This window comes from Blautia sp. AM28-27 (assembly GCF_003480905.1).
In the GTDB taxonomy this organism is placed as follows: Bacteria; Bacillota; Clostridia; order Lachnospirales; family Lachnospiraceae; genus Fusicatenibacter; species Fusicatenibacter saccharivorans.
Genome location: NZ_QUJK01000002.1, coordinates 130,044 through 153,942, shown reverse-complemented (window position 1 = coordinate 153,942; position 23,899 = coordinate 130,044). Strand labels below are relative to the sequence as shown.

The window sequence follows — 23,899 nt, the reverse complement described above, 5'->3', positions numbered from 1 at the left end:
ACCGCAAAAGACAGCATGTGGGGACGGAACCACTTTGGAGGCTTGGAAATCATGAATTTTCCAGGCCTCCCGCATAGATTCTTCCTCCGCATGCTGTCTTTTGCGGTATCTGTTTTTCACTTAAAACTCCAGAATAATCTTTGTTCCGGTTCCAAGTGTACTCTCAATTTTAATCTTCGCATCATGAAGAATCGCTCCATGCTTCACAATGGAAAGTCCAAGTCCGGTACCTCCCGTTTCACGGGAATGACTCTTATCTACACGATAGAACCGTTCAAAGATCCGCTCCTGATCTTCCTTTGCAATTCCGATTCCGGTATCTGCCACAGATACCACTGCCCGTCCGTTTCTTCCGCGTGAAACCGTCACTTCAACTTCACCGTCCTTGCGGTTGTACTTGATCGCATTGTCGCAGAGATTGTAGATCATCTCATAGAGAACCTGTCGTGCACCTTTGATCCGGCAGCTCTCTCCTCTCAGTGTCATCTTCACCTGCTGCTCCTTTGCCCGTATGGAAAGATGTCCCTCGACATCACGGCAGGTCTGCATCAGATCCACTTCCTCCATCGGGATTGACTGGTCGTTTTCGTCCAGTCTGGACAGCTTGATAATATCCTCGACAAGAGAGCTTAACCGGCTCGCCTCACTGTGGATTCTGCCCGCAAATTTGGGAATATCCTCCGGTTTTACCATGTTATTTTCGATGATCTCCGCATATCCGGAAATCGACATCAGCGGTGTTTTCAGCTCATGTGACACATTGGCTGAAAACTCACGGCGCATCACCTCGGCTTTCTGTTTTTCCGTCACATCCAGCACCAGGATGACCGCACCGGATACAACACGGTCCACACGCACCGGATTTGCAAGAAGCTGATAGACTCTTCCATTTATCTCCAGCATCCGTTCCTCGGAACTGCCCTCCAGCGCATGATCCAGTGCCTCCTTCAGCTGCTCGTTGCGGCTGACTGTCACGATATTGTGGTTGATGCATTCCTCTGCCGTCACATCAAACAGATTCTGTGCCGAACGGTTGATGGAAAGTACGACTGACTGGTTTGTCACGATCAGACCATCCTTCATATATTCCGTGATGGCAAGATACTCCTCCTGATTATGGCGGAGCTCCTCCATCTGCTGCTGGATCTGCTTCTGCTGCTGATGAATTCTTCCAAGCAGCGGACTCAATTCCTCATATGCTTTGTTGTCCAGCGGATGATTCAGATCAATCTCATTGATCGGCTTTACAAGCGCCTTTGTCATATGGCTGACCATCAGCAGCTCCACGACAAGGACTGCCGCAATCAGCACAGCCACAAGCCATATATTCCGCAGCATCACACCGAACACACTGTCCGTTGTCAGGGAAACACGGATGATTTTTCCATTGTCCAGGCGCAGTGCCGTATAATATGTTTTGCTCCGCAGCGTTTCGGAATAACGGGAAATATTGCTTTCCCCTGTCTTTTCTGCCTCAATCACCTCCGGCCGCCCGGAATGATTTCCCATCATCTTCGCATCCTCGACCGAATCAAACAGAACGGTTCCGTCCGTGTCAATCAGGGTGACCCGACTTGCTGTAATCTTTCCGGCCGGTTTATCCAGACTGTCATCACCCATCTTGTCCAGAAAATACCTGTAATACTCACATTCATTTCTCACCGAAACACGAAGCTGCTCCGCCGTATTGTTGTACATTGCCCAGCTCATGGTGAAAAAAGTCAGGATAATCGCAGCGATAATCAACGCTCCCGCATGTTGAAAGACTTTTTTACGCATCTTACTTTCTCAGCCTCCTATCCGGTATCCCACGCCGCGGACCGTCTCGATCAGCTCGCCGCATTCGCCCAGCTTCTGGCGGAGTGTACGCACATGAACGTCTACCGTACGGGTTTCTCCGTCAAAATCATAGCCCCAGACATGGCCGAGCAGACGGTCTCTCGTAAGGACAATTCCTTTATTTTCCATTAAAAATTTCAGCAGTTCAAACTCTTTTAAGGTCAGGGTAACCTTCTCCCCTTTGGCCAGAACCTGATGCTGTTTCACCTGGATCTGCAGATCCCCGGTCTCCAGCACATCGTTTTCCTTCTCTTCTTTTCCGGCACGGCGCAGCACGGCACGTACCCTTGCGATAAATTCCATCATGCCGAACGGCTTGGTAATATAGTCATCGGCTCCGCAGTCCAGGCCCATGACCTTATCATACTCAGCGCCCTTTGCCGTTACCATAATAACCGGAATTTCTTTTGTTACTTCCGATGCCTTGAGGCGTGAAAGAATTTCAAGACCATCCTCTCCCGGAAGCATGATATCCAGGAGAATCAGATCCGGAAGCTGTTCTGCAATAGCTGCATTCAGCTCTTTTCCGCTTTCCAGGCCTCTTGCGGTAAAACCGCTCGATTCCAGTGTGTATACGATCAGTTCCCGTATATTTCTTTCATCTTCCACGCAGTAGATCATCTGTTATTCCCCTTTATGGTGACCGTTAATGGAGTACACAACCCATTCCGCAATGTTTGTTGCATGGTCACCGATTCTTTCATAATATTTTGCAATCATCAGATAGTCCAGAGACTGGACATCTGTGGTAATTCCCTTTCGCATACCCTGCAGAATTTCATCCTTGACCTCATCAAAAAGATCATCCACGATATCATCGAAATCGATAACCTCCCGTGCAAGCTTCAGATCCTGCTTAACGTATGCATCGATGCATTTTGTTACCATAGAAGCTGTTGCTTTCGCCATATCCTTCAGACGGATGCTTGCATCCGGCACACCAAGACTCGTTACTTTTACGATATCCGCAATATCTGCTGCCTGGTCTCCGATCCGCTCCATATCGGTAATCATTTTTAATGCCGCAGATACCTGACGCAGATCACGTGCTACCGGCTGCTGCTGTAAAATGATGCGGAAGCAGAGATCCTCGATCTCCCGTTCTTTCGCATCGACAACCTGGTCTTTTTTGATAATCTCTTCTGCCGCTCTCTGGTTTCCCTCCAGCAGAACCTCATATGTCCGTCCGATTGCCTGCTCGCAGAGTGCGCCAAGCTCAATCAGCTCCGTGTGCAGAATTTCCATCTGCTGCTCAAATCTTTCCCTCATATCAGCCAAACCTCCCTGTAATGTAATCCTCTGTCCGTTTATCCTTCGGCATGGAGAAGATCTGTTCGGTCTCTCCGTATTCTACTACCTCTCCTAACAGGAAAAATGCGGTTTTGTCGGAAATTCTGGCTGCCTGCTGCATATTGTGGGTTACCATGACAATAGTATAATCTTTTTTCAATTCTACCGCAAGATCTTCGATTTTGGAAGTAGAAATCGGATCCAGTGCTGAGGTTGGTTCGTCCATCAGAAGAACCTCCGGCTGTACGGCAAGAGCACGCGCAATGCAAAGACGCTGCTGTTGCCCGCCGGACATGCCAAGTGCGCTTTTCTTCAAACGGTCCTTCACCTCATCCCAGATTGCCGCCTGTCGAAGAGACTGCTCCACAATATCATCCAGCTTCGCTTTGGAACGGACACCATGGGTTCTGGGGCCATAGGCAATGTTGTCGTAAATGCTCATCGGGAACGGATTTGGTTTCTGGAATACCATGCCGACCCGTTTTCGGAGTCCGTTGACATCCATTTTTCCGCCGTAGATGTTTTCTCCGTCCAACAGCATTTCACCGGTGATCCGGCAACCCGGAACGAGATCGTTCATTCTGTTGATGGATTTTAACAGGGTCGATTTACCACAGCCGGAAGGTCCGATAAAAGCCGTCACCTCATTGGCATCAATGCTCAGATTGATATTTTTTAAGGCATGAAAGTCTCCGTAATAAAGATCCATATTGGATACATCTATTTTACTCATGTTTTTTCCTCGTCTCTCTTTTATTTCTTTGCAATTTTCTTCGCAATCATTCCGGAACAGCCGTTGATCAGAAGGACAATCAGCATCAGGATGACGCCGGTTGCATACATCTGATTCATATAAAGGCCTTCACTGGAAAGTGCATACATATGAACGGCAAGGGTACGGCCGGAATCCATAAGGCCTGCCACCTTTGCAATCGTTCCTGCTGTGAAAAGAAGCGCTGCCGTCTCTCCTACAACACGGCCTGTCGCAAGAATGACACCGGAAAGAATGCCGGGTACGGCAGATGGAAGAACAATTTTAAAAATCGTACGAAGCTTTCCGGCTCCCAGTCCAAAGCTTGCTTCCCGATAGGAATCCGGAACCGATTTTAAGGCTTCTTCTGCTGTTCGCATAATCAGCGGAAGAATCATGATGGCAAGGGTACAGGCACCGGACATCATCGAGTATCCCATTTTCAGGGTTTTCGTAAAAAACAGCATACCGAACAAACCGTAAACGATCGACGGAATACCGGAAAGGGTCTCTGCCGTAATCCGGATCAGGCCAACCAGTTTTCCGCGTTTGTTGGCATATTCAACCAGATAAATCGCCGAGAAAATGCCGAGGGGCGCAGCAAGCAGCAGGGAAAGTACTGTCATCGTAACAGTGTTGATGATCGCCGGAAGCATCGTAACATTCTCTGTATTATAGGTCCATGCAAACTGCTCCAGTGTCAGGTTTTTCACACCGTGGATCAGAATAAATCCAACCAGAAAAACCAGAATAGCAAGTGCAAGAATGGCCGCTCCACAGGTAATTCCGGTCAGTACCGAAGAAAAAACACTTTTGTGATACGTAACCTTTGTTCTTTCTTTTTCTTTTGTATTTATTTTTACAGCTTCCATTGTATTTACAGCTCCATTTCCTTTAATCACCATAATGTACCCTCCGGTTCAGCATAGACACCGATAAATTGATCAGCAGGATAAAGACAAACAGCACAACACCCGTTGCAATCAGCGCTTCCCGGTGAAGTCCGGATGCATATCCCATCTCCAGTACAATATTGGCTGTCATGGTACGAAGGCCTTCTGTGATTCCTTTTGGCATACGAGGCTGGTTTCCGGCAATCATAATCACTGCCATCGTCTCTCCGATGGCGCGTCCGATGCCAAGAACGATGCCGGCCAGGATTCCGGATTTTGCCGCCGGAACAACTGCAAAGAAAACGCTCTGGGAATGCGTTGCACCAAGGCCAAGGCTTGCTTCATAGTAGGATTCCGGAACACTTGTAATGGCGGATTCTGTTACACCGACCACGGTCGGAAGAATCATAACGGCCAGAAGAATAGATGCCGTCAGCATTGTGTTTCCGTTTTTGCCGGTCAGCTGTGCCATCAACGGGACGATCACAACCAGTCCGAAAAATCCATATACGATAGACGGAATACCGGCCATCAGGTTAATACCTGATTTGCAGATGCCGTAAAACTTTTTCGGACAGTAACGGGAAAGAAACACCGAAGTAAGAATGGCAACCGGCACACCCATCAGGATTGCAAGGCCGGTCACGCAGATACTGCCGACAATCATCGGCAGGATACCGAAAATATTGTTTCCCGGTTTCCACACGGTACCGGTCAAAAATTTCAGCGGTCCGATTTTAAAAATGGCAGGAACGCCATTCATGAACAGGAAAATGCAGATCAGTGCAACAGCCAGTACGGAGCAGCACGCCGCAATCAGGAATACAAGTTTCATGATCGTTTCTCTTAGTTTCATAAGATAAATCCTTTCATTTCATTGTTTCGCGGAGCGTGTTTGAAAAAGACTTTCGTTTTTTTCTTACGAACTGCTTTTTCAAGCACGTTCCGAAAGACAGCTTCTTTTTCTGAACATTTTCGGATACGGAAGTAAGAGCGATTTTCCATTGTTCGCCCTTACTTCTTTTTCCATTGCTTTATACATTCTTTATTTTACATCTGCCCAGTCGGTTGTGTCGCCAACATAGATGCTCTTTACCTGATCACTGGTCAGCCCATCGGTCGGGTTCTCTTTGTTTACGATGACAGCAATACCGTCGGTTGCGATTACGGTTGCGGTAAGCCCTGAGGATTTCTCCTCATCCTTTAAGTCACGGGATGCCATACCAATGTCACAGAGGCCATCGCTTGCGGAAGTGATACCTGTTGTGGAATCGCTCTGCTGTACTTCGATGTTAGCGTTTGAATTTACTTTTGTATAAGCCTCTTTTAATTTTTCCATCAGTGGTGTTACAGAGGAAGATCCTGCTACCACAACCTTTTCACCGCTGCAGTTTCCTTCGTAGGCTTTGGTATCTTTGATTGCAATATATCCGTCATCTGAAACAACCTGCTGTCCGTCGGTGCTTAAGATGTAGTCCATGAAATCCTGCGCATCTGCGGAAAGACCGTCTTTTGTTACAATGTTGAACGGACGGCTTACTTTATAGGAACCGTTTTCTACGTTCTCTGCGCTTGCCTCTGCTCCGTCGATTTTCAGTGCTTTGACTTCATCATTTAAGGATCCAAGGGAGATATAACCGATTGCGTGCTGGTTACCTGCCACTGTGCTCATCATAACGGAAGTATTGTTGGTGATCTGTGCATCAACGGTGGTATTATCCACTTTCTCACCTGCATCGTTTTTCTCTTCTACACCGAACAGCTCGATGAATGCACCTCTGGTACCGGAACCATCCTCACGGGAGATCACGCCGATCTGTCCGGAAAAATCTCCGCCTGCTGCGGTGCTGTCACCGTCTGTGCTGCCATCTGCCTCTGTTGCAGAAGCCTCTTTTGTAGTGTCTGCTGTGGAAGAACTGCTGCTATCGCTGCTTCCACATCCTGCAAGCATTCCTGCAGCCATCATTGCGGTTAAGGTGATTGCAATTACTTTTCTCTTCATAATATTCTTTTCTCCTCTTTTCACACGGGATTTTTGTGATTTCTATTTTGTAAAATCGCAATCCCGACGTTTTTTACATTTCGTTTTTACAGGTTTCATCATAACAACGGCGTGTAAAATGCAAAATCTCAGAGATGTTAAGTTTATGTAAAACATGAGTTTTTTCTTTTTTACATTCCATTTTTCCGGTCGTAAACCGCTCCGTCACATCTCTCGCAAGTGGCACATTTTTTCCGCGCAGTGCAATCCTGCCCAAAGGATCTTTTTCTCCGCAGGAAATTCCAACAAGATTTCCCATAGAAAAAAAGGCTCCCCGGAATACTCTTTTTTCAGAGTATTCCGGGGAGCCTTTTTCTAAAGCATATGCAAAAGCGGATATTCGCAATCCTCTTATTCCGTCACCGGCACGTCAAGCTTTTCGGACGCTTCTTTTAACAGGTCAATGATCGGCAGATGCTGCGGGCATACACTCTCACACTGACCGCACTGCACGCAGTCTTCTGCTTTTCCCGATGTTTCCAGCAGCTTTTTATAATAATTTTTCGCGCGGTCTTCTTCTCCATACAGGCGGATGGTATTCAATGCCTTGAACACATCCGGAATCGCGATTCCCATCGGACATCCGTCGCAGCAGTAACGACAGGCGGTACATGGAACCGCCGGACTCTTTTTCAGCGCTTCCTGTGCTTTGGCGATCACTGCTTTTTCTTCCTCGTTTAACGGTACAAAATTTCGGAAGGTTTTGATATTATCCTCCATCTGTTCCTCGTTTGACATACCGGAGAGCACGGTTGCAACACCCGGGAGGGAAGCCGCAAAGCGGAGTGCCCAGGACGCAATCGATGCATCCGGATGAACACGTTTCATCTCTGCTTCAATCTCTTTGCCTGCTGATGCAAGGGAACCGCCCTTTACCGGCTCCATAACAAGGAACGGCATATCGTATTTCCGAAGCACCTCATACAGACGTCCGGACTGGATCAGCGGATTGTCCCAGTCAGCATAGTTCATCTGGATCTGGACAATTTCGACCTCCGGATGCTCGGAGAGAATCTTGTCAAGCAGCTCCGGCGTTCCGTGGAAGGAGAAACCAAAGTGTTTGATCAATCCCTCTTCTTTTTTCTTCTTGGCCCAGTTGAAACAGTCGTATTTCACATAGCCGTCATAGTTTGCGCCGTCTTCTACGCTATGCAACAGGTAATAATCAAAGTAGCCTGCTCCGGTGCGCGCGAGCTGATCGTTGAAAATGCGGTCACGACCTTCGATGCCCTCGTCCATCATCCACTGCGGGAGTTTTGTCGTCAGAGTAAAGCTTTCTCTCGGATGACGCTCTACCAGCGCTTTTTTCACGATGCTCTCCGATTTTCCGCCGCAGTACATATAGGCGGTGTCAAAATAGTTCATTCCGGAGGCAAGGTACGCATCGACCATTTTACAGATCTGCTCCAGATCCAGTTCTCCGTCCTTCTCCGGAAGGCGCATCATGCCAAATCCTAATTTCGGCATTTTTGTTACATCTACACTCATGATAAAATCCCCTTTCTTTTCCGCGGAAAACCTTCGTTTCCTCAGTATTGTTGAGAAAATTGTAGCATTAAAGTATACTTGAAAGTCAATAGTTTTTTTTATTTTCGTCAAAATTTTTCTTTGACTTTTTCCGTTTCCGGTGGTATTCTGATAAAAAATTATGATTACAAAAGGAGTAGCACTATGATCTGGAAAAACCAGTTTCTTCACCTCACAAATGGCGATGTTTCAGCTGTTTATGGGGATAGTGCGCTCTTTTTTAAGTAAACTTCACATCTTGTATTCTTAAAATCACACAGAAAATGCACGTATCTCCCCATCAGAATTTTACTATATTTTGACAAGGAGATTTTTTTATGTCTGAGAAAAATACCAGAAAACAAATACGAACTTTATATCTTATGACCACGGTCGGCTATTTTCAGATTGCGGCGGCTTCGTGGGTTGCACTGCTCGCACTCCGTGGATTTTCGCTGCTGCAGATCGGGATGCTCGAAAGTATTTTCCATATCGTGAGCCTCTGCTTTGAACTCCCCTCCGGCGTTGTCGCCGATGTTTTCGGGCGACGGAAAACGCTGATTGCAAGTCAGATGGCCTCCCTGATTTCCGGTACGCTGATGATTTTTTCCACCGGCTTTGCTACAACGGCGCTTGCGCTTGGATGCAGTGCGCTCAGCTATAACCTTGCATCCGGCACACGGGAGGCACTTGCGTATGACAGTCTGAAGCAGAACGGGGACGAATGGTTTTATGCCCGTTTTTCTTCTACCGAAATGATGCTGTACCGTATCACCAATTCCACCGCAACGCTCTGCGCAGGCCTTGCCCTGTGGCTGGGATACCGGCGCGCGTATGCGATTGATCTCTTCTTCGGGCTGATTGCGCTTGGCATTTCATTCCGCCTTGCGGAAGTAAAAACGGACGCAACACCAGTTCATTATCCTGTTGGACAGGAAATCGTTTCGGTTGTGCAGGAAAGCTGGCAGTTTCTTGTCCGTGAGAAAAAAGCAAGAAATATTATGCTGGTGAACGCACTCATCGGTGCCATTTCTACGCTGGTTCTCTTCTTTTTACAGGCGAAGCTGCCACTCACCGGCATGAACAGCGCGCTGCTTGGACCTGCCCTCTTCGTGATGGGACTCGGCGCGGCACTGGGATCGCGGATGACGGCATACTTTCACAAATACCGCTACCGCGCGATTCTGCTGTTTGGCACGATCGGTGTACTTTTCGCCTTTCTTATGAGCTTTACCGGACTGCCGGCCCTTATGGTCTTCGGCGGATTTATCGGATCCTTTTCCGATGATTTTCTTGAAGTCCGGACCGATATTCTGCTCAATGACATGATCCCGTCCAGGCAGCGGGCGACGCTGATGTCGGTGAACTCGTTTGTCTTTTCCATGATTATGATCGTCCTTTCCACCGTATTTGGATGGATCATGTGATCGTCAAAAATTTACTTTCATTGAAAAACGCTCATCAGTTTTTTGCTGATGAGCGTTTTTTTCAAAAAATGATCAAACACCGCCGCTCCCTGCCGGAACGCCGTCCGGGGTCTGCGGAGGTGTGCTTCCCCCCTCCACATTCTCCACCACTTTTTCTTTCTTCAACCACTTCCAGACATCGCCATATACGCGGTACTTCTCTTTCTCGTTCAGTATTTCATGCCGCATTCCCGGATACAGCTTTCCTCTGACATTGCGGTACCCGATCAGCCGCATATGGTCGATGGATTTTTTAAAGCGCCGCACATTCACATAACACGGATCATCCCCGCCGGACAAAAACAGCACCGGCAGCTTCCGGTTTGTGCAATGCCATCCATGAAATCCATACGTCTCCTTCAGCAGATCATTCAGCGCAAAAAAAGCATCATCCGAAAACGTAAAGCCACAGAGCGGATTTTCTTCATACTCCCGCACCACCTCCGGGTCCGAACAGCACCAGGCGAACCGGCTCTTCTCATCCGCAAACCGCGCCGCAAACGATCCAAACGACATCGCCTCCAGAAGATTGCTCCGATGCCCATCCCCGAGCACCGCCGCTTCCGCGTGTCCTACAGCCGCCCCCAGCGGCCGCAGATAATTTTTGCTCGGCGAACCGCACACAATCAGCGCATCCAGCTCCTGGTCGTGTTCCTTCGCGTATGCGCGCACAACCAGGGATCCCATACTGTGTCCCATCAGAACAAACGGAAGATCCGGGTACTCCTTCTTTGCCCACTTCGTGACAAGAAACAGATCCTCCACAAGTCCTGCGCCGCCTGCGCCGTACATAAATCCGAGGTCCTGCTCCGACTTCACACTCTTTCCGTGCCCGCGGTGATCATGAATCACACACACTATACCGTGTTCCGCCATAAACTCCATAAACGGCAGATACCGCTCCTTGTATTCGCTCATTCCATGGCTGAGCTGCAGAAGCGCCGTCCGCTGTACGCCCTCCTCCGGCTCCACCACAAGCCCGTCAAGCATCAGTCCATCCACCTTCGACTGAATCGTAAAACCTCTTTGCATTGCACCTTCCCCTTTCTTCCAGAACGATGCCGAACTGCCCGAAATTCTAAACCTCCGTGTCCTCCGAAATTTCCGGCGGAACCGCAAACGACAATGTAATCCGATCGTAGCACTCCTCGCACAGATCAAACTCATGCTTTTCCAGGTCTTTCCCGGAAAAGTACCCCCACGTCGTGTCGACCGAGCAGATCCCCTCCAGCAGCATTCCATTCTGTATTTTCATGCTTTTTCCGCAGCAGTTACACACCGCCGCTTCCAGCTCATTTGTGTTTTTGTTGTATTTCCGCATTTTTCTTCCTCCCGTGTATCAAAAAACGTTTCTTTCTTCGTTCCTGACACAAAACAGAAATCAGATTCTCCTGTGTCCTGTCGATTGTAACACATCTTTCCCGCCATTCCTACTGGGAATGAAAGGAAAGTCCTGTGCGTTAAATGCGTATACAATAACGATTTCTCTCTACCTCTTCGGAACCGATTCATCCGTCCGGCTCATCAGCACCGCATCCTCCTTTGGAAGATCGTAGTACCCCTTCCTGAGGCCGTCCTGCACAAAGCCAAGACTCTCATACAGATTCCGCGCCGGCGTATTGCCGATGCGCACATCCAGATGAATGACGCGCACCTTTCTCTCCTGCATCCGACGGAACAGTTCTTCCATCAGTGCACGGCCGATGCCGCGTCTTCTCGCTTTTTCTGCCACGCAGACATTTGTGATCTCACTTTCATCAAAGGAAATCAGGATTCCGAGATATCCTAAAATTTCACCGTCCTCCTCTGCTACAAGAAACAGTGCGTCGTCACGGATCAGAAATGTAAAAAATCCGGTTTCTGTCCACGGAATCGAAAAGTTGGCCTCCTCAATCGGCATCACCTGCTCCAGATCATCGATCTGCATTTCACGGATTGTGATCATTCGCTTTTTTCTCCGTTCTCCTGTTTTTTCACCACATCGGCATGCTTCACAGATTCCCGCTCCGCTCTTTCACGCTCCGCCTGCGATTTTCTCAGGTATTCCGGCTCGTGCTCTTCTGCCGTCTGAATCTTACCTTCTTTGTAATAAACCTCAGCCAGTGCTCCGACGGCTGCCGCTCTCTGGCGGTTGACGTGTGCCGGTGCAAAGGAAAACGGAATCGTCAGCAGTGCCTCTAATTTTTCCCGGTAAACCGCAACGCCGTCCCCGAGGAAAATCACTTCGTGGTCGAGGCAGTTCAGGCCCTCCGCTAGTGCCTCAATGCTCATCGTATCCTGTTCCCAGACCGTATCGAGACGATGATCCGTGTAGCAGTAAACTCCGGTATAGACCTGGTTTCTTCTCGCATCCATGATCGGGCAGACAAATTTGTCAGTATCCCAGATATTGTACGCGATTGCCGCCGTCGTTGGAATGGAAATCAGTGGTTTTTCAAGTGCCAGACCAAGTCCCTTGGCTGTTGCAGAACCGATGCGAAGACCGGTAAACGAGCCCGGACCTCCAGCAACTGCAATCGCATCGATCGTCGAAAGATCCAGCTCTGTCATGTTCGAGATTTCATCCAGCATCGGAAGCAGAGTCTGGGAATGTGTTTTTTTATAATTTACGGTGTATTCCGCAAGCAGTGTGTCATTTTCAACAACAGCCACCGAAGCCACCAGGCCGGAGCTGTCCAGTGCAAGTATTTTCATAATTTTTTGTTTCCTTTCCGATATTTCCTTCCTGTGCAACTCATTTTGGCAGTCTGCCGGAAACAGGAATCTTTACGATTTCCTTTTGTTTTTCCACCACATTCAGGATTTTTTTCTTTTATTCCACCGTAATTTTCCGGTAATCAAACCCTTTTTCGAGGTCTTTTTCTATCGTAATCGAAATCGCACCCTCCGGGATCAGCTCTTCAATCAGTTCTGCCCATTCGATCAGGCAGACACCCTCACCGAAAAAATAATCATCGTATCCGATTTCTTCCATTTCTTCTATATCACCGATCCGGTAAACATCGAAATGATAAAATGGCAGACGTCCTTCCGTATATTCCTGAATAATGGTAAATGTGGGACTGTTGACTGCCTCTGTGATGCCAAGTCCTTTTGCAAAGCCTTGCGTCAGAACGGTTTTTCCAACACCAAGGTCTCCGTTTAATGTATAAATCTGGCCAGGCTTCGCCGCTTTTCCCAGCTTTTCGCCAAGGGCAAGCGTCTCCGACGCAGAATTTGTTTCTATGATCATATGCTTTCTTCTCCTCTTTTTCTGCCTATCATTTTAACACAAACAAAAAGGTAATACAACCGCAGAACGAAACCGCTTTTCCTTGTGCTTTTCCTTGCTTTTTCTATCTGTTTTCGCTATACTATGTATCAGAGTTTCGCGGCCCAAAAACGTCCCACTCCTGTTTTTTCGGCCCGGAAAACGCGGTAAAACACGCTCTGCGCTTTTGTCCGCGTAAATCAAAAAGGAAAGAGATCAAAACTGTTATGCTGACTGTAATGAAATTTGGCGGAAGCTCCGTCGCAGATCTTGCGCACATCCGCAATGTAGCACAGCGCTGCATCGAAAAACAGCAGGCCGGAAGCCAGGTCGTTGTCGTTCTCTCCGCGATGGGAAAAACGACGGACGGACTGATTGCAACCGCAAAACAGATTACGGAAAAACCGTCCCGCCGCGAGATGGATATGCTTCTTGCCACCGGTGAACAGGTTTCCGTTTCCCTGATGGCCATAACCATGATTCAGATGGGCGTCAGTGCTGTTTCTTTAAATGCCTGGCAGGTACCGATGCACACGACCTCCGATTATCAGAACGCGCGCTTCAAACGGATCGACACCGAGCGCATCCGTAAAGAGCTGGATGACAACAAAATTGTCATTGTCACCGGCTTTCAGGGGATCAACAAATACGATGATATCACAACGCTCGGACGCGGCGGCTCCGATACGACTGCGGTTGCCCTCGCTGCAGAGCTGCACGCGGATGTCTGTGAAATCTACACGGATGTAGACGGCGTCTACACCGCAGATCCGCGGATTGTACCGAATGCGCGCAAAATGGAAGAGGTAACTTACGATGAAATGCTGGAGATGGCTTCGCTCGGCGCAAAAGTCCTTCACAGCAGATGCGTGGAAATCGCAAAAAAATACGGCGTGGAACTTCTGGTCTGCTCCAGTCTGAACCGGAATTCCGGAACGATGGTAAGGGAGAAAACCAAAATGGAAAAAATGTTAATCAGCGGCGTGGCTGCCGACAAAAATGTGGCAAAAATCCGTGTTGCAGGCCTTGGCAACGATCCGGAGAGCACGTTCCGCCTCTTAAATTTACTGGATCGGAACAATCTGAACATCGATGTCATGATCCAGTCACTCGGAAAGGACGGCACAAAGTCCGTTTCCTTTACCGTTGCAAAGCCGGATATGCTGCGCACGATCGATGTGCTGAACGACAACAAGGATTTGCTCGGCATCAAAAAGCTGGATTATGATGAGAACGTGGCAAAGATTTCCGTCATCGGAGCCGGTGTCCGCTCCCATTCGGGCGTGGCTGCCAAAATGTTCGGCGCGCTCGCCAATGCAGGAATCAATACCGAGATGGTTACCACCTCAGAAATCCGCATCACTGCCCTGATCGACGAAGCATACGCAGATCAGGCAATGCGTGCGATCCATGAGACATTCCTGGAGCGTGTCTGAAAAAAAGGGGGGACCCCTTTGATACCAGATTGCTACGTGCTTTGCACTCCGGCAATCATCAAAAACATTCGTAATCCGCTCATTTTCTTCGAAAAATGGCTGCTTACGTCTTATCAAAAAATCGTTTAAAAATCAGGAGGAAAACAATGATGTCTAACCCAATCGTTACAATTACTATGGAAAACGGCGATGTGATGAAAGCAGAGCTTTACCCGGAAATCGCCCCGAACACCGTAAACAACTTCATCAGTCTGGTAAAAAAAGGCTTCTATGACGGCCTGATCTTCCACCGCGTCATCCCGGGATTCATGATCCAGGGCGGAGATCCGGCAGGCACAGGCGCCGGCGGCCCGGATTACTGCATCAAGGGTGAGTTCTCCCAGAACGGATTTGAGAACAACCTCGCACACACCCCAGGCGTTCTCTCCATGGCACGTACCATGTTCCCGGACAGCGCAGGAAGCCAGTTCTTCATCATGCACAAAGCTGCTCCGCATCTGGACGGCGCATACGCTGCTTTCGGAAAAGTAACAGAAGGCCTGGAAGTCGTAGATAAAATCGCATCTGTCAACACCGACTACAGCGACAAACCGCTGCAGCCGCAGAGAATGGCTACCGTTACCGTTGAGACCTTCGGCGTCGAGTATCCGGAACCGGAGAAATGCTAAGGATGAACGATGAACTGATGTTAGTTGAACCGTCGGAGGAATACTTCGCCGAGCTCGCCGCCTACCGGAACGATTTTCTGGAAAACAGCGATTCCATGGACGGCTGCGGACCGCTTCGCCGGTTTGATGATATGAAGGCGTATCTTGAAGATACCATGCGGTATACCAGAGAGGAGACTCTGCCGGAGGGCATGGTTCTCGCAACACAGTTTCTGTGCATCCGCAAATCAGACAACCGCCTTGTCGGCATGATTCAGGTGCGCCACTACCTGAACGATTTTCTGCGCACCTTTGGCGGCCATATCGGCTACTCCGTCCGCCCGTCGGAACGCAGAAAAGGCTATGCCTCCTGGATGCTGAAAAATGTGCAGCCGTACTGCAAAAGCCTCGGCCTTTCCGAAATTCTGGTCTGCTGCCTGGATACCAACGAGGGAAGCCGCAGAACGATCCTGAAAAATGGCGGCCGGTTCGACGGCACCGCTTATCGTGCCGATGAAAACAAAACACTGGAGCGTTACTGGATCACCCTGTGATTTTTAATCTTCCATTTCGCATAGCTCTGAATAGTTTCACAAATTTTTCTTGACATCCATGTCATTTCACTTTATAATTTGGAACTGCAAGCGAACAATTCTGTTCTTATGCAAAATATATGCCCCTGGTAAAAAACCGACGGACAGGCAGGGGTAGTTGCCGAGCGTGGTTAAGAGCCACATTATTGATTGCGTTAAAAGCGCAAATTTTATGAGTTGATTACTTTATAATCGATGCTCTACGACGAGCACATCATCTTATGAAACGGTCAATAAGAGTACGTGACTATATATTTCTGCATAGGAAAACAGGGAGAAGCCTGGATTTTTGTCCATCCCCTGAAGTTTGCACAATACGATCATGTATAAATTTCGATTTTTAGACAGATGATGCACGTCATCTGTCTTTTTTTCGTGCTTATAGCCAAAGATGAACCCAACACCATTTTCTGAAAAAGGAGAACCAAACAATGTCAAAAGTTATGATCATCGGATGCGGCGGTGTTGCATCCGTAGCCATTCACAAATGCTGCCAGAACAGCGAAGTATTTTCTGAAATTATGATTGCAAGCCGCACCCTTTCCAAGTGCGATGCTTTAAAAGAAAAGCTGGCTCCGACCACAAAAACCATTATCACAACAGCAAAGGTGGATGCCGACTGTACAGAAGAATTAATCGCCTTAATCAAACAGTATCAGCCGGATGCCGTATTAAATCTGGCTCTTCCTTATCAGGATCTTACCATTATGGATGCCTGCCTTGCATGTAAGGTTCCTTACATTGATACTGCAAACTACGAAGCAGAAAACACGGATGATCCGGCATGGCGTGCGATCTACGAAAAGAGATGCGAAGAGCTTGGCTTTTCTGCTTACTTTGATTACTCCTGGCAGTGGGCCTATATGGACCGTTTCAAGGAAGCCGGCATCACCGGTCTTCTCGGAACCGGCTTTGACCCTGGTGTCACCAGCGTTTTTGCAGCCTATGCACAGAAACACTATTTCGATGAAATTCACACGATTGATATTCTGGACTGCAACGGCGGCGATCATGGATATCCGTTTGCAACCAACTTCAATCCGGAAATCAACCTCCGCGAGGTATCCGCTCCCGGTTCTTACTGGGAAAACGGCCACTGGGTGGAAATTCCGCCAATGTCGATCAAACGGGAATATAACTTCGATGAGGTAGGCGAGAAGGATATGTACCTTCTTCACCATGAAGAAATTGAGGCTCTTGCCAAAAACATCCCGGGCGTAAAAAGAATCCGCTTTTTCATGACCTTCGGCCAGAGCTATCTGACCCATATGAAATGTCTGGAAAATGTAGGACTTCTCTCGACCACTCCGATTACCTTCAATGGACAGCAGATCGTACCGATCCAGTTTTTAAAAGAGCTTCTCCCGGATCCTTCCACTCTTGGCCCGCGCACCGTGGGTAAAACCAATATCGGCTGTATTTTTACCGGTATCAAGGACGGAAAAGAAAGAAGCATTTACATTTACAACGTCTGTGACCACCAGGAATGCTACCGGGAAGTAGAGTCTCAGGCGATTTCCTACACCACCGGCGTTCCGGCTATGATCGGAACCATGATGGTCGTGAACGGCCTCTGGAACAAGCCGGGTGTCTACACCACAGATGAATTCGATCCGGATCCGTATATGGAAGCACTCAACAAGTGGGGTCTTCCGTGGAAGGTCGTAGAAAATCCTGTTTTAGTAGATTAAGCCTATGTATAAGATAAACGAACTGCCAACTCCCTGTTTTGTCATTGATGAAGGCAAACTGGAAGAAAACTTAAAGCTCCTGCACCAGGTAGAAGAACGCACCGGTGCAAAAATTCTGCTGGCTCAAAAATGCTTTTCCTGCTTTTCGGAATATCCGCTGATCGGAAAATATATCAGCGGAACAACTGCCAGCGGACTCTATGAGGCGCGGCTTGGAAAGGAAGAAATGGGGCTGGAGAATCATGTGTATTCTCCGGCCTACCGCCCGCAGGATATGGAAGAGCTCGCACAGATCTGCGATCATATTATTTTCAATTCAGAAAAGCAGCTCCGAACGTACCTCCCCGTACTTGAGGCTTCCGGAACCGCAAAAGCCGGACTTCGCATCAACCCGGAATGCTCCACGCAGGAAGGCCATGCGATTTATGATCCCTGTGCGCCCGGCTCCCGCATGGGCATCCGCGCCTGCGATTTTACAGACGAACTGGCTGATCTTGTGGATGGTCTTCATTTTCATACCCTCTGTGAACAGAATTCGGATGATCTGGAAACCACGCTGCGTGCCGTGGAAGAAAAATTCGGCAAGTGGCTTTTTAAAATGAACTGGCTTAACATGGGAGGCGGACATCATATCACCCGTGATGATTACGATATCGAACGCCTGATTTCCTGTATCAACCATATGAAAGAAACATATGGTCTTCAGATTTACCTGGAGCCCGGGGAAGCAGTTGCCTTAAACGCGGGCTACAATGTCACAGAAGTTCTCGATATTGTCGAAAATAACGGAAAAATTTTAATTCTTGACACTTCCGCCGCCTGCCATATGCCGGATGTGCTTGAGATGCCGTACCGCCCTCCGCTCAAAGACAGCGGACTGCCCGGGGAAAAGCCTTATACCTACCGCCTTTCCTGCAATACCTGCCTGGCGGGCGACGTAATCGGCGAATATTCCTTCGATTCCCAAATCCAGATCGGTGACAGACTGTATTTTGAAGATATGGCGATTTATTCGATGGTAAAAACCAATACCTTTAACGGAATCCCACTCCCTTCCATCGCGGTGATGGACAAAGCTGGAAACTGCCGAATCATAAAGGAGTTTGGATATGAAGATTTCAAAAACCGATTGTCTTAGAACCCCAAAAGCCGATGGCTTTTACATGCCGGGCGAATTTGAGCCCCACGAAGGCACGCTGATGATCTGGCCGTGGCGCCCCGGTTCCTGGAATTACGGGGCAAAAGCGGCAAGAGCTGCATTTGCAGAAATTGCAGAAGCAATTGCCGCTTATGAGCAGGTTTATCTTTTCGTCCGGCCACAGGATAAAGCATCGGCACAGGAACTGCTTTCCTCCGACCGGATTCATCTGATCGAAGCCCAAACAGAGGATGCCTGGGCAAGAGATACCGGCGCTACGTTTGTGGTCAACGATCAGGGCGGGCGAAGAGGCATTCAATGGGAATTCAACGCCTGGGGCGGCCAGTATGACGGTCTGTACTCCCACTTTGAACATGACCGTGAGGTTCCGGAACGAATCTGCAGTTTTCTCGGAGATTCCTTCTATAATGCCCGCCCCTTTGTTCTGGAAGGCGGCTCCATCCATGTTGACGGGGAAGGAACCCTGCTTACGACCGAAGAATGTCTGCTGAGTCCGGGGCGCAATCCTTCTCTTACAAGAGCGGAAATTGAAGAAAAGCTGCGTCAGTATCTTTCGGTCGAGAAAATCATCTGGCTGCCTTTTGGTATTTACAACGATGAAACCAACGGCCATATCGATAATATGTGCTGCTTTGTAAAGCCAGGAGAAGTACTTCTTGCCTGGACAGATGACGAAAACGATCCTCAGTATGCCAGAAGCAGGGCCGCTTTTGATCTTCTCTCCCATACCGTTGACGCGAAGGGACGAAGCTTTGTAATTCACAAGCTGCCCATTCCAAAGCATCCCATCTGTATTACAGAAGAAGATCTTCTCGGCTATGATTTTGAAGCTGGCGAAGACCAGCGGGAAGCCGGGGAACGCCTTGCCGCCAGCTATATCAATTTTTATCTTGCCAATCACTGTGTCCTTCTTCCCCGTTTCGGCGATGAAAACGATACCGTGGCTGCAGAAATTCTCGGAAAATGCTTTCCGGATCGACGGATCCTCCCTGTCGATGCACGCGTCATTCTGACCGGCGGAGGCAACATTCACTGTATTACCCAGCAGATTCCGGCAAAGAAAAGAGGAAACAGATTATGAGAAATATAAAAATTGCCGCACTGCAGTTTTCATGCTGCAGCCAGGTACAGGAAAATATAGACAAAGCAGAGACCATGGTCCGTGAAGCCGCTTCCAACGGCGCCAATCTCATCCTTCTTCCTGAATTATTTGAAAGACCGTATTTTTGTCAGGAAAAGCGATACGATTATTATGATTATGCCCTGCCTTTGACAGAAAATCCCGCTGTCCGGCGTTTTCAGGCCGTTGCCGGAGAACTTGGGGTCGTGATTCCGGTCAGCTTTTATGAAAGGGATGTTCAGCGCCTGTTTAATTCCATTGCCATGATTGATGCAGACGGATCCATTCTTGGCGTTTACCGCAAGACCCATATCCCGGACGATCATTTTTATCAGGAAAAATTCTATTTCACTCCGGGAGATACGGGATTCAAAGTCTTTGAAACACGTTTTGGAACCGTCGGCGTCGGCATCTGCTGGGATCAGTGGTTTCCGGAAACAGCACGATGCATGGCCGTTCAGGGTGCTGAAATCCTGCTCTATCCTACCGCTATCGGAAGTGAGCCGATCCTGAATGTAGACAGCAGCGGGCACTGGCGACGCGTCATGCAGGGACATGCGGCCGCAAATCTTGTTCCGGTTGCTGCTGCAAACCGGATTGGTACTGAAACCGTAATGCCCTGTGAAGAAAATGGCGGCCAGTCCTCTTCTCTTACTTTCTACGGTTCTTCCTTTATTGCCGATGCAACCGGTGAACTCGTGGCATCTGCCGGAAGAGATACCGAGGAAATCCTGTATGCTTCCTTCGATCTGGATGGCCTGCGTGAAGAACGTTTTTCCTGGGGCCTTTTCCGTGACCGGCGGCCGGAAACCTACCGTATCATGACGAAACAGTAAAGCCCCGTCGCTTCCTACAGCGGTACGCTGCATCACATATTCTAACTACAAAGGAGAACCGCTATGCAATATGGAGTTTTATGTCTGCTGCCGCCTGCAGCGATGCTGATTTTTGCATTAAAAACAAAAAAATCCTTCGAAGCTCTGATTTTTGGAACCCTGGTTGCCTATCTCATCATGTATAAAGCGGCTTTTATCGAACCCTGGTGTGATCTGCTGCTTTCAGAAATCAGCAACGCAGATAACCAGTATATTCTTCTTCTCTGCGGACTGTTCGGAGGCTTCATTTTCCTGCTCCGCGAGGCAAAAGGAACACTTGGTTTTTCCAACCTGTTAAGCCGTTTCTGTAAAAATGAACGGATCACCATGATGATGTCGGTATTTCTCGGAATCATTATTTTTGTCGATGATTATCTCAACATCATGACCGTTGGAACCTGTATGAAGGATGTCTGTGATAAACGAAAAGTCCCACGCCAGGCCCTTGCCTATATCATTGACTCAACCGGTGCACCTGTCTGTGCACTGATTCCCTTTTCCACCTGGGTAGTTTTTTATTCCGGTGTTTTTATTCAGGAACCGGGCATTCTCAATATGGGCTTTTCCACCGGTATGAGTGTTTACTTAAAAGTGCTTCCTTATATGTTTTATCCCATGGCTGCACTTCTGGTTGTCATTCTGTTTGCCTGCAAACTGATGCCAAAGCTCGGAAAAATGAAAGATGCCTATACCGATCTGGAAAAGAAAGAGCAGACACCGGAGCATCCCAAAATGCACAATGCCCCTTCCGTCGACCTTGCCATGGCCGGAATGAGCGTTGATTACCCGCCCGAAAATACCAATACCGGAAATATACTGGATTTTCTGATCCCTATTGGCATTCTGATCGGTGTGACAGTAGCCACACAGGATATGATGCAGGCGATTATTCTTGCTCTTGCTTCCTGTATGATTCTTTATCTTCCGCGGAAGAAAATGACCTTTACGCGGTACGTGGAACTGTTTTTTGCCGGCTTTGCAGATATTCTTCCGGTTCTCGCCATTCTTCTTGCATCCTTTATGATCAAGACTGCCTGCGGCGAAATGGGACTCTCGGAATACGTCATCAACCTGTGTGTTCCGTATATGAATGCCAAAACACTGGCAGCTATTATTTTTGTTGTCATTGCAGTTCTGACCTTTGTCACCAGCTCTTTCTGGGGAATTGAGGCCGTAGCCGTTTCCATCGTTGTTCCGCTTGCCATCGCCCTTGATGCTAATGTACTTCTGGCGCTTGGCGCTGTCGTATCCGGCGGTGTTTTCGGAAGCCATGCATGCTTCTATTCCGACGCAACGGTTCTTTCCTCCGCGACCTGCGAGATTGACAATATGTCACATGCCGTGTCGCAGTTTCCTTACGTCCTGATCAGTGCTGCTCTCGCCGTATCGGGATTCTTAATCTGCGGAATTTTTGCTCTTTAAAGACACACAGGAAATTTCAACGAAGTTTCCTGTAAATTAAAAAAGCCTCCGACGATAGGATTTTTCTGAATTCGTCGAAGGCTTTTTGTTTTTTATTCTTTTACACTCAGCCGCACCAGCGCACGCTGCAGCTTGGCTTCGGCAATACGGTATTCTTTGTCTGTCAGACCGCCGTTTGCCAGCGCCTGCTCGGCCCTGTGTTTGGCAGCCTCGGCGCGCTCTGCATCAATATCCTCTTCCCACTCCCAGGTTGTTGCCAGGACACGGCAGACCCCATTCATCATGGAAAGCATTCCGCCGATGCAGGCGGCATTTCTTCTCGTTCCGTCCTCCAGCACAATATGCGCCTCGCCCATACCAAGTGCAGTGCAGTAATTGCAGTGCCCAGGCAGAATTGCCAGGTCGCCGCTGATGGTTCTGCAGACAACTCGCGCTACGTCACCCTCATAGAGAAGTCCGTCCGGCGTGCCGACACGTAAAGGAAATGTACTCATACGTCATTCCTCCTTTACTGATTCAGTGCTTTTGCTTTTTCAAATACCTCGTCGATGGTACCTGCAAACAGGAAGCAGCTCTCCGGAAGATCGTCGCACTCGCCGTCAAGGATCATGCGGAATCCGCGCAGAGTTTCTTTTAACGGCACATATTTTCCTTCCATACCGGTAAACTGCTCCGCTACCGAGAAGCTCTGGGACAGGAAACGCTGTACCTTACGGGCACGGCTGACCGTCAGCTTATCCTCCTCGGACAGTTCATCCATACCCATGATGGCGATGATATCCTGCAGCTCTTTGTATCTCTGCAGCACCTGCTGTACGGCACGTGCTACCTCATAGTGCTCATGGCCTACGATTTCCGGTGTCAGGATACGGCTGGTAGAATCGAGCGGATCAACAGCCGGGTAAATACCCTGGCTGGAGATTTCACGGGAAAGTACCGTCGTGGCATCCAGATGGGTAAACGTTGTTGCCGGAGCCGGGTCGGTCAGGTCATCGGCCGGCACGTAAACAGCCTGTACCGATGTGATGGATCCCTTTCTTGTGGAAGTAATACGCTCCTGCAGTGCGCCCATCTCGGTTGCCAGCGTCGGCTGGTATCCTACTGCGGACGGCATACGGCCAAGCAGAGCCGAAACCTCGGAACCTGCCTGCGTAAATCGGAAAATATTATCGATGAACAGCAGCACATCCTGATTTTTCACATCACGGAAATATTCTGCCATGGTAAGGCCGGAAAGTCCGACACGCATACGCGCTCCCGGCGGCTCGTTCATCTGTCCATAGACCAGTGCTGTTTTGTCGATAACACCGCTCTCTTTCATCTCGTTGTAAAGGTCATTTCCTTCACGGGTACGCTCTCCGACACCGGTGAAAACGGAAAGTCCGCCGTGTGCCGTTGCCACGTTGTGGATCAGCTCCATGATAAGGACTGTTTTTCCAACGCCGGCACCACCGAACAGACCGATTTTTCCGCCCTTGGCATACGGGCAGATCAGGTCAACGACCTTGATTCCGGTTTCGAGGATCTCCGTTGCCGGAACCTGTTCCTCATAGGACGGCGGATCGCGGTGGATCGGCCATTTTTCTGCTGTTTCCGGTGCCGGCTTATTGTCTACGGTCTCACCGAGCAGGTTGAACACGCGGCCTAAGCACTCCTCTCCGACCGGAACGGCGATCGGGCCGCCCGTGTCAACTGCTTTTGTTCCGCGGACAAGTCCGTCTGTGGACTTCATGGCAATGCAGCGGACCATGTTGTCGCCCGTCTGCTGCGCCACTTCCACAACCAGCTTCTCGCCGTGGTTGTCTATCTCGATGGCATTCAGAAGTGCCGGCAGCTCTCCTTCCGGAAAACGGATGTCTAGAACAGGACCCGTTACCTGCACAACCTCGCCAATGTGTTTTTCACTCATTTAACGACTTC

At 48.9% G+C, this 23,899-nt stretch carries 24 protein-coding genes; 9 read left to right on the top strand and 15 right to left on the bottom strand.

The window, feature by feature from the left end:
* Positions 1 to 120: 120 nt before the first annotated feature.
* From DW743_RS04925 to DW743_RS04885, 8 genes are all read right to left on the bottom strand, one after another.
* Positions 121 to 1,779, bottom strand: a complete 1,659-nt coding sequence (locus DW743_RS04925) for a sensor histidine kinase (protein ID WP_117760681.1) — start codon at positions 1,777 to 1,779, stop codon at positions 121 to 123.
* A gap of 9 nt (positions 1,780 to 1,788) precedes the next feature.
* Positions 1,789 to 2,460 (bottom strand): winged helix-turn-helix domain-containing protein, encoded by a 672-nt coding sequence (locus DW743_RS04920; RefSeq protein ID WP_022462258.1) that lies wholly within the window; start codon positions 2,458 to 2,460, stop codon positions 1,789 to 1,791.
* 3 nt (positions 2,461 to 2,463) lie between these two features.
* Entirely contained in the window at positions 2,464 to 3,108 is a 645-nt protein-coding gene (gene phoU, locus DW743_RS04915) for a phosphate signaling complex protein PhoU (protein ID WP_022462257.1), read from the bottom strand.
* 1 nt (position 3,109) lies between these two features.
* On the bottom strand, positions 3,110 to 3,862 hold the full coding sequence (pstB, locus tag DW743_RS04910; protein ID WP_022462256.1) for a phosphate ABC transporter ATP-binding protein PstB: 753 nt from the start codon (positions 3,860 to 3,862) through the stop codon (positions 3,110 to 3,112).
* A gap of 20 nt (positions 3,863 to 3,882) precedes the next feature.
* Complete coding sequence (pstA, locus tag DW743_RS04905) at positions 3,883 to 4,785, bottom strand: phosphate ABC transporter permease PstA (protein ID WP_330378100.1); 903 nt, start codon at positions 4,783 to 4,785, stop codon at positions 3,883 to 3,885.
* On the bottom strand, positions 4,775 to 5,629 hold the full coding sequence (pstC, locus tag DW743_RS04900) for a phosphate ABC transporter permease subunit PstC (protein ID WP_022462254.1): 855 nt from the start codon (positions 5,627 to 5,629) through the stop codon (positions 4,775 to 4,777). Before pstC ends, pstA begins: the two co-directional genes overlap by 11 nt.
* Before the next feature lie 189 nt (positions 5,630 to 5,818).
* On the bottom strand, positions 5,819 to 6,775 hold the full coding sequence (locus DW743_RS04895) for a substrate-binding domain-containing protein (RefSeq protein ID WP_117760677.1): 957 nt from the start codon (positions 6,773 to 6,775) through the stop codon (positions 5,819 to 5,821).
* A gap of 390 nt (positions 6,776 to 7,165) precedes the next feature.
* Positions 7,166 to 8,302, bottom strand: a complete 1,137-nt coding sequence (locus DW743_RS04885) for an aldo/keto reductase (RefSeq protein ID WP_238061242.1) — start codon at positions 8,300 to 8,302, stop codon at positions 7,166 to 7,168.
* Between the two features lie 356 nt (positions 8,303 to 8,658).
* Between DW743_RS04885 and DW743_RS04880 the strand changes: the two genes are divergently transcribed.
* A complete protein-coding gene (locus tag DW743_RS04880; RefSeq protein WP_117760675.1) occupies positions 8,659 to 9,747 on the top strand; it encodes an MFS transporter in 1,089 nt (362 codons plus the stop codon).
* Positions 9,748 to 9,819: 72 nt separating this feature from the next.
* On the opposite strand, the gene DW743_RS04875 is transcribed toward DW743_RS04880, so the two are convergent.
* The 5 genes from DW743_RS04875 to tsaE form a co-directional block, all read right to left on the bottom strand.
* On the bottom strand, positions 9,820 to 10,818 hold the full coding sequence (locus DW743_RS04875) for an alpha/beta fold hydrolase (protein ID WP_117509347.1): 999 nt from the start codon (positions 10,816 to 10,818) through the stop codon (positions 9,820 to 9,822).
* 46 nt (positions 10,819 to 10,864) lie between these two features.
* Positions 10,865 to 11,107, bottom strand: coding sequence for a hypothetical protein (locus DW743_RS04870; protein WP_022462249.1), 243 nt, complete (start codon positions 11,105 to 11,107; stop codon positions 10,865 to 10,867).
* Positions 11,108 to 11,275: 168 nt separating this feature from the next.
* Entirely contained in the window at positions 11,276 to 11,731 is a 456-nt protein-coding gene (gene rimI, locus DW743_RS04865) for a ribosomal protein S18-alanine N-acetyltransferase (protein ID WP_179965869.1), read from the bottom strand.
* Entirely contained in the window at positions 11,728 to 12,480 is a 753-nt protein-coding gene (gene tsaB / locus DW743_RS04860) for a tRNA (adenosine(37)-N6)-threonylcarbamoyltransferase complex dimerization subunit type 1 TsaB (RefSeq protein ID WP_117509348.1), read from the bottom strand. The genes rimI and tsaB overlap by 4 nt, the downstream gene beginning before the upstream one ends.
* Before the next feature lie 118 nt (positions 12,481 to 12,598).
* Entirely contained in the window at positions 12,599 to 13,018 is a 420-nt protein-coding gene (gene tsaE / locus DW743_RS04855) for a tRNA (adenosine(37)-N6)-threonylcarbamoyltransferase complex ATPase subunit type 1 TsaE (protein ID WP_022462246.1), read from the bottom strand.
* Between the two features lie 245 nt (positions 13,019 to 13,263).
* On the opposite strand from tsaE, the gene DW743_RS04850 reads away from it, so the two are divergent.
* From DW743_RS04850 to DW743_RS04815, 8 genes are all read left to right on the top strand, one after another.
* Positions 13,264 to 14,472 carry an aspartate kinase gene (locus DW743_RS04850; protein ID WP_117760673.1) on the top strand — a complete coding sequence of 403 codons (1,209 nt, stop codon included), beginning with the start codon at positions 13,264 to 13,266 and terminating at the stop codon, positions 14,470 to 14,472.
* A 149-nt stretch (positions 14,473 to 14,621) separates the two neighbouring features.
* Positions 14,622 to 15,140 carry a peptidylprolyl isomerase gene (locus DW743_RS04845; RefSeq protein WP_055227969.1) on the top strand — a complete coding sequence of 173 codons (519 nt, stop codon included), beginning with the start codon at positions 14,622 to 14,624 and terminating at the stop codon, positions 15,138 to 15,140.
* 2 nt (positions 15,141 to 15,142) lie between these two features.
* Positions 15,143 to 15,673 carry a GNAT family N-acetyltransferase gene (locus DW743_RS04840; protein ID WP_022462243.1) on the top strand — a complete coding sequence of 177 codons (531 nt, stop codon included), beginning with the start codon at positions 15,143 to 15,145 and terminating at the stop codon, positions 15,671 to 15,673.
* 470 nt (positions 15,674 to 16,143) lie between these two features.
* Entirely contained in the window at positions 16,144 to 17,403 is a 1,260-nt protein-coding gene (locus DW743_RS04835) for a saccharopine dehydrogenase family protein (RefSeq protein WP_022462242.1), read from the top strand.
* A gap of 4 nt (positions 17,404 to 17,407) precedes the next feature.
* The gene (gene nspC, locus DW743_RS04830; RefSeq protein ID WP_117760671.1) at positions 17,408 to 18,541 is read left to right on the top strand and encodes a carboxynorspermidine decarboxylase; all 1,134 of its coding nucleotides are present in this window, start codon (positions 17,408 to 17,410) and stop codon (positions 18,539 to 18,541) included.
* Entirely contained in the window at positions 18,513 to 19,643 is a 1,131-nt protein-coding gene (gene aguA, locus DW743_RS04825; RefSeq protein ID WP_117760669.1) for an agmatine deiminase, read from the top strand. Before nspC ends, aguA begins: the two co-directional genes overlap by 29 nt.
* On the top strand, positions 19,640 to 20,518 hold the full coding sequence (gene aguB, locus DW743_RS04820; RefSeq protein WP_117760667.1) for an N-carbamoylputrescine amidase: 879 nt from the start codon (positions 19,640 to 19,642) through the stop codon (positions 20,516 to 20,518). Before aguA ends, aguB begins: the two co-directional genes overlap by 4 nt.
* Positions 20,519 to 20,581: 63 nt before the next feature.
* The gene (locus DW743_RS04815; RefSeq protein WP_117760665.1) at positions 20,582 to 21,979 is read left to right on the top strand and encodes a Na+/H+ antiporter NhaC family protein; all 1,398 of its coding nucleotides are present in this window, start codon (positions 20,582 to 20,584) and stop codon (positions 21,977 to 21,979) included.
* Between the two features lie 92 nt (positions 21,980 to 22,071).
* On the opposite strand, the gene atpC is transcribed toward DW743_RS04815, so the two are convergent.
* Positions 22,072 to 22,473 (bottom strand): ATP synthase F1 subunit epsilon, encoded by a 402-nt coding sequence (gene atpC / locus DW743_RS04810; protein ID WP_022462237.1) that lies wholly within the window; start codon positions 22,471 to 22,473, stop codon positions 22,072 to 22,074.
* 14 nt (positions 22,474 to 22,487) lie between these two features.
* Positions 22,488 to 23,888, bottom strand: a complete 1,401-nt coding sequence (gene atpD, locus DW743_RS04805; RefSeq protein WP_022462236.1) for a F0F1 ATP synthase subunit beta — start codon at positions 23,886 to 23,888, stop codon at positions 22,488 to 22,490.
* Positions 23,889 to 23,899: the final 11 nt, after the last annotated feature.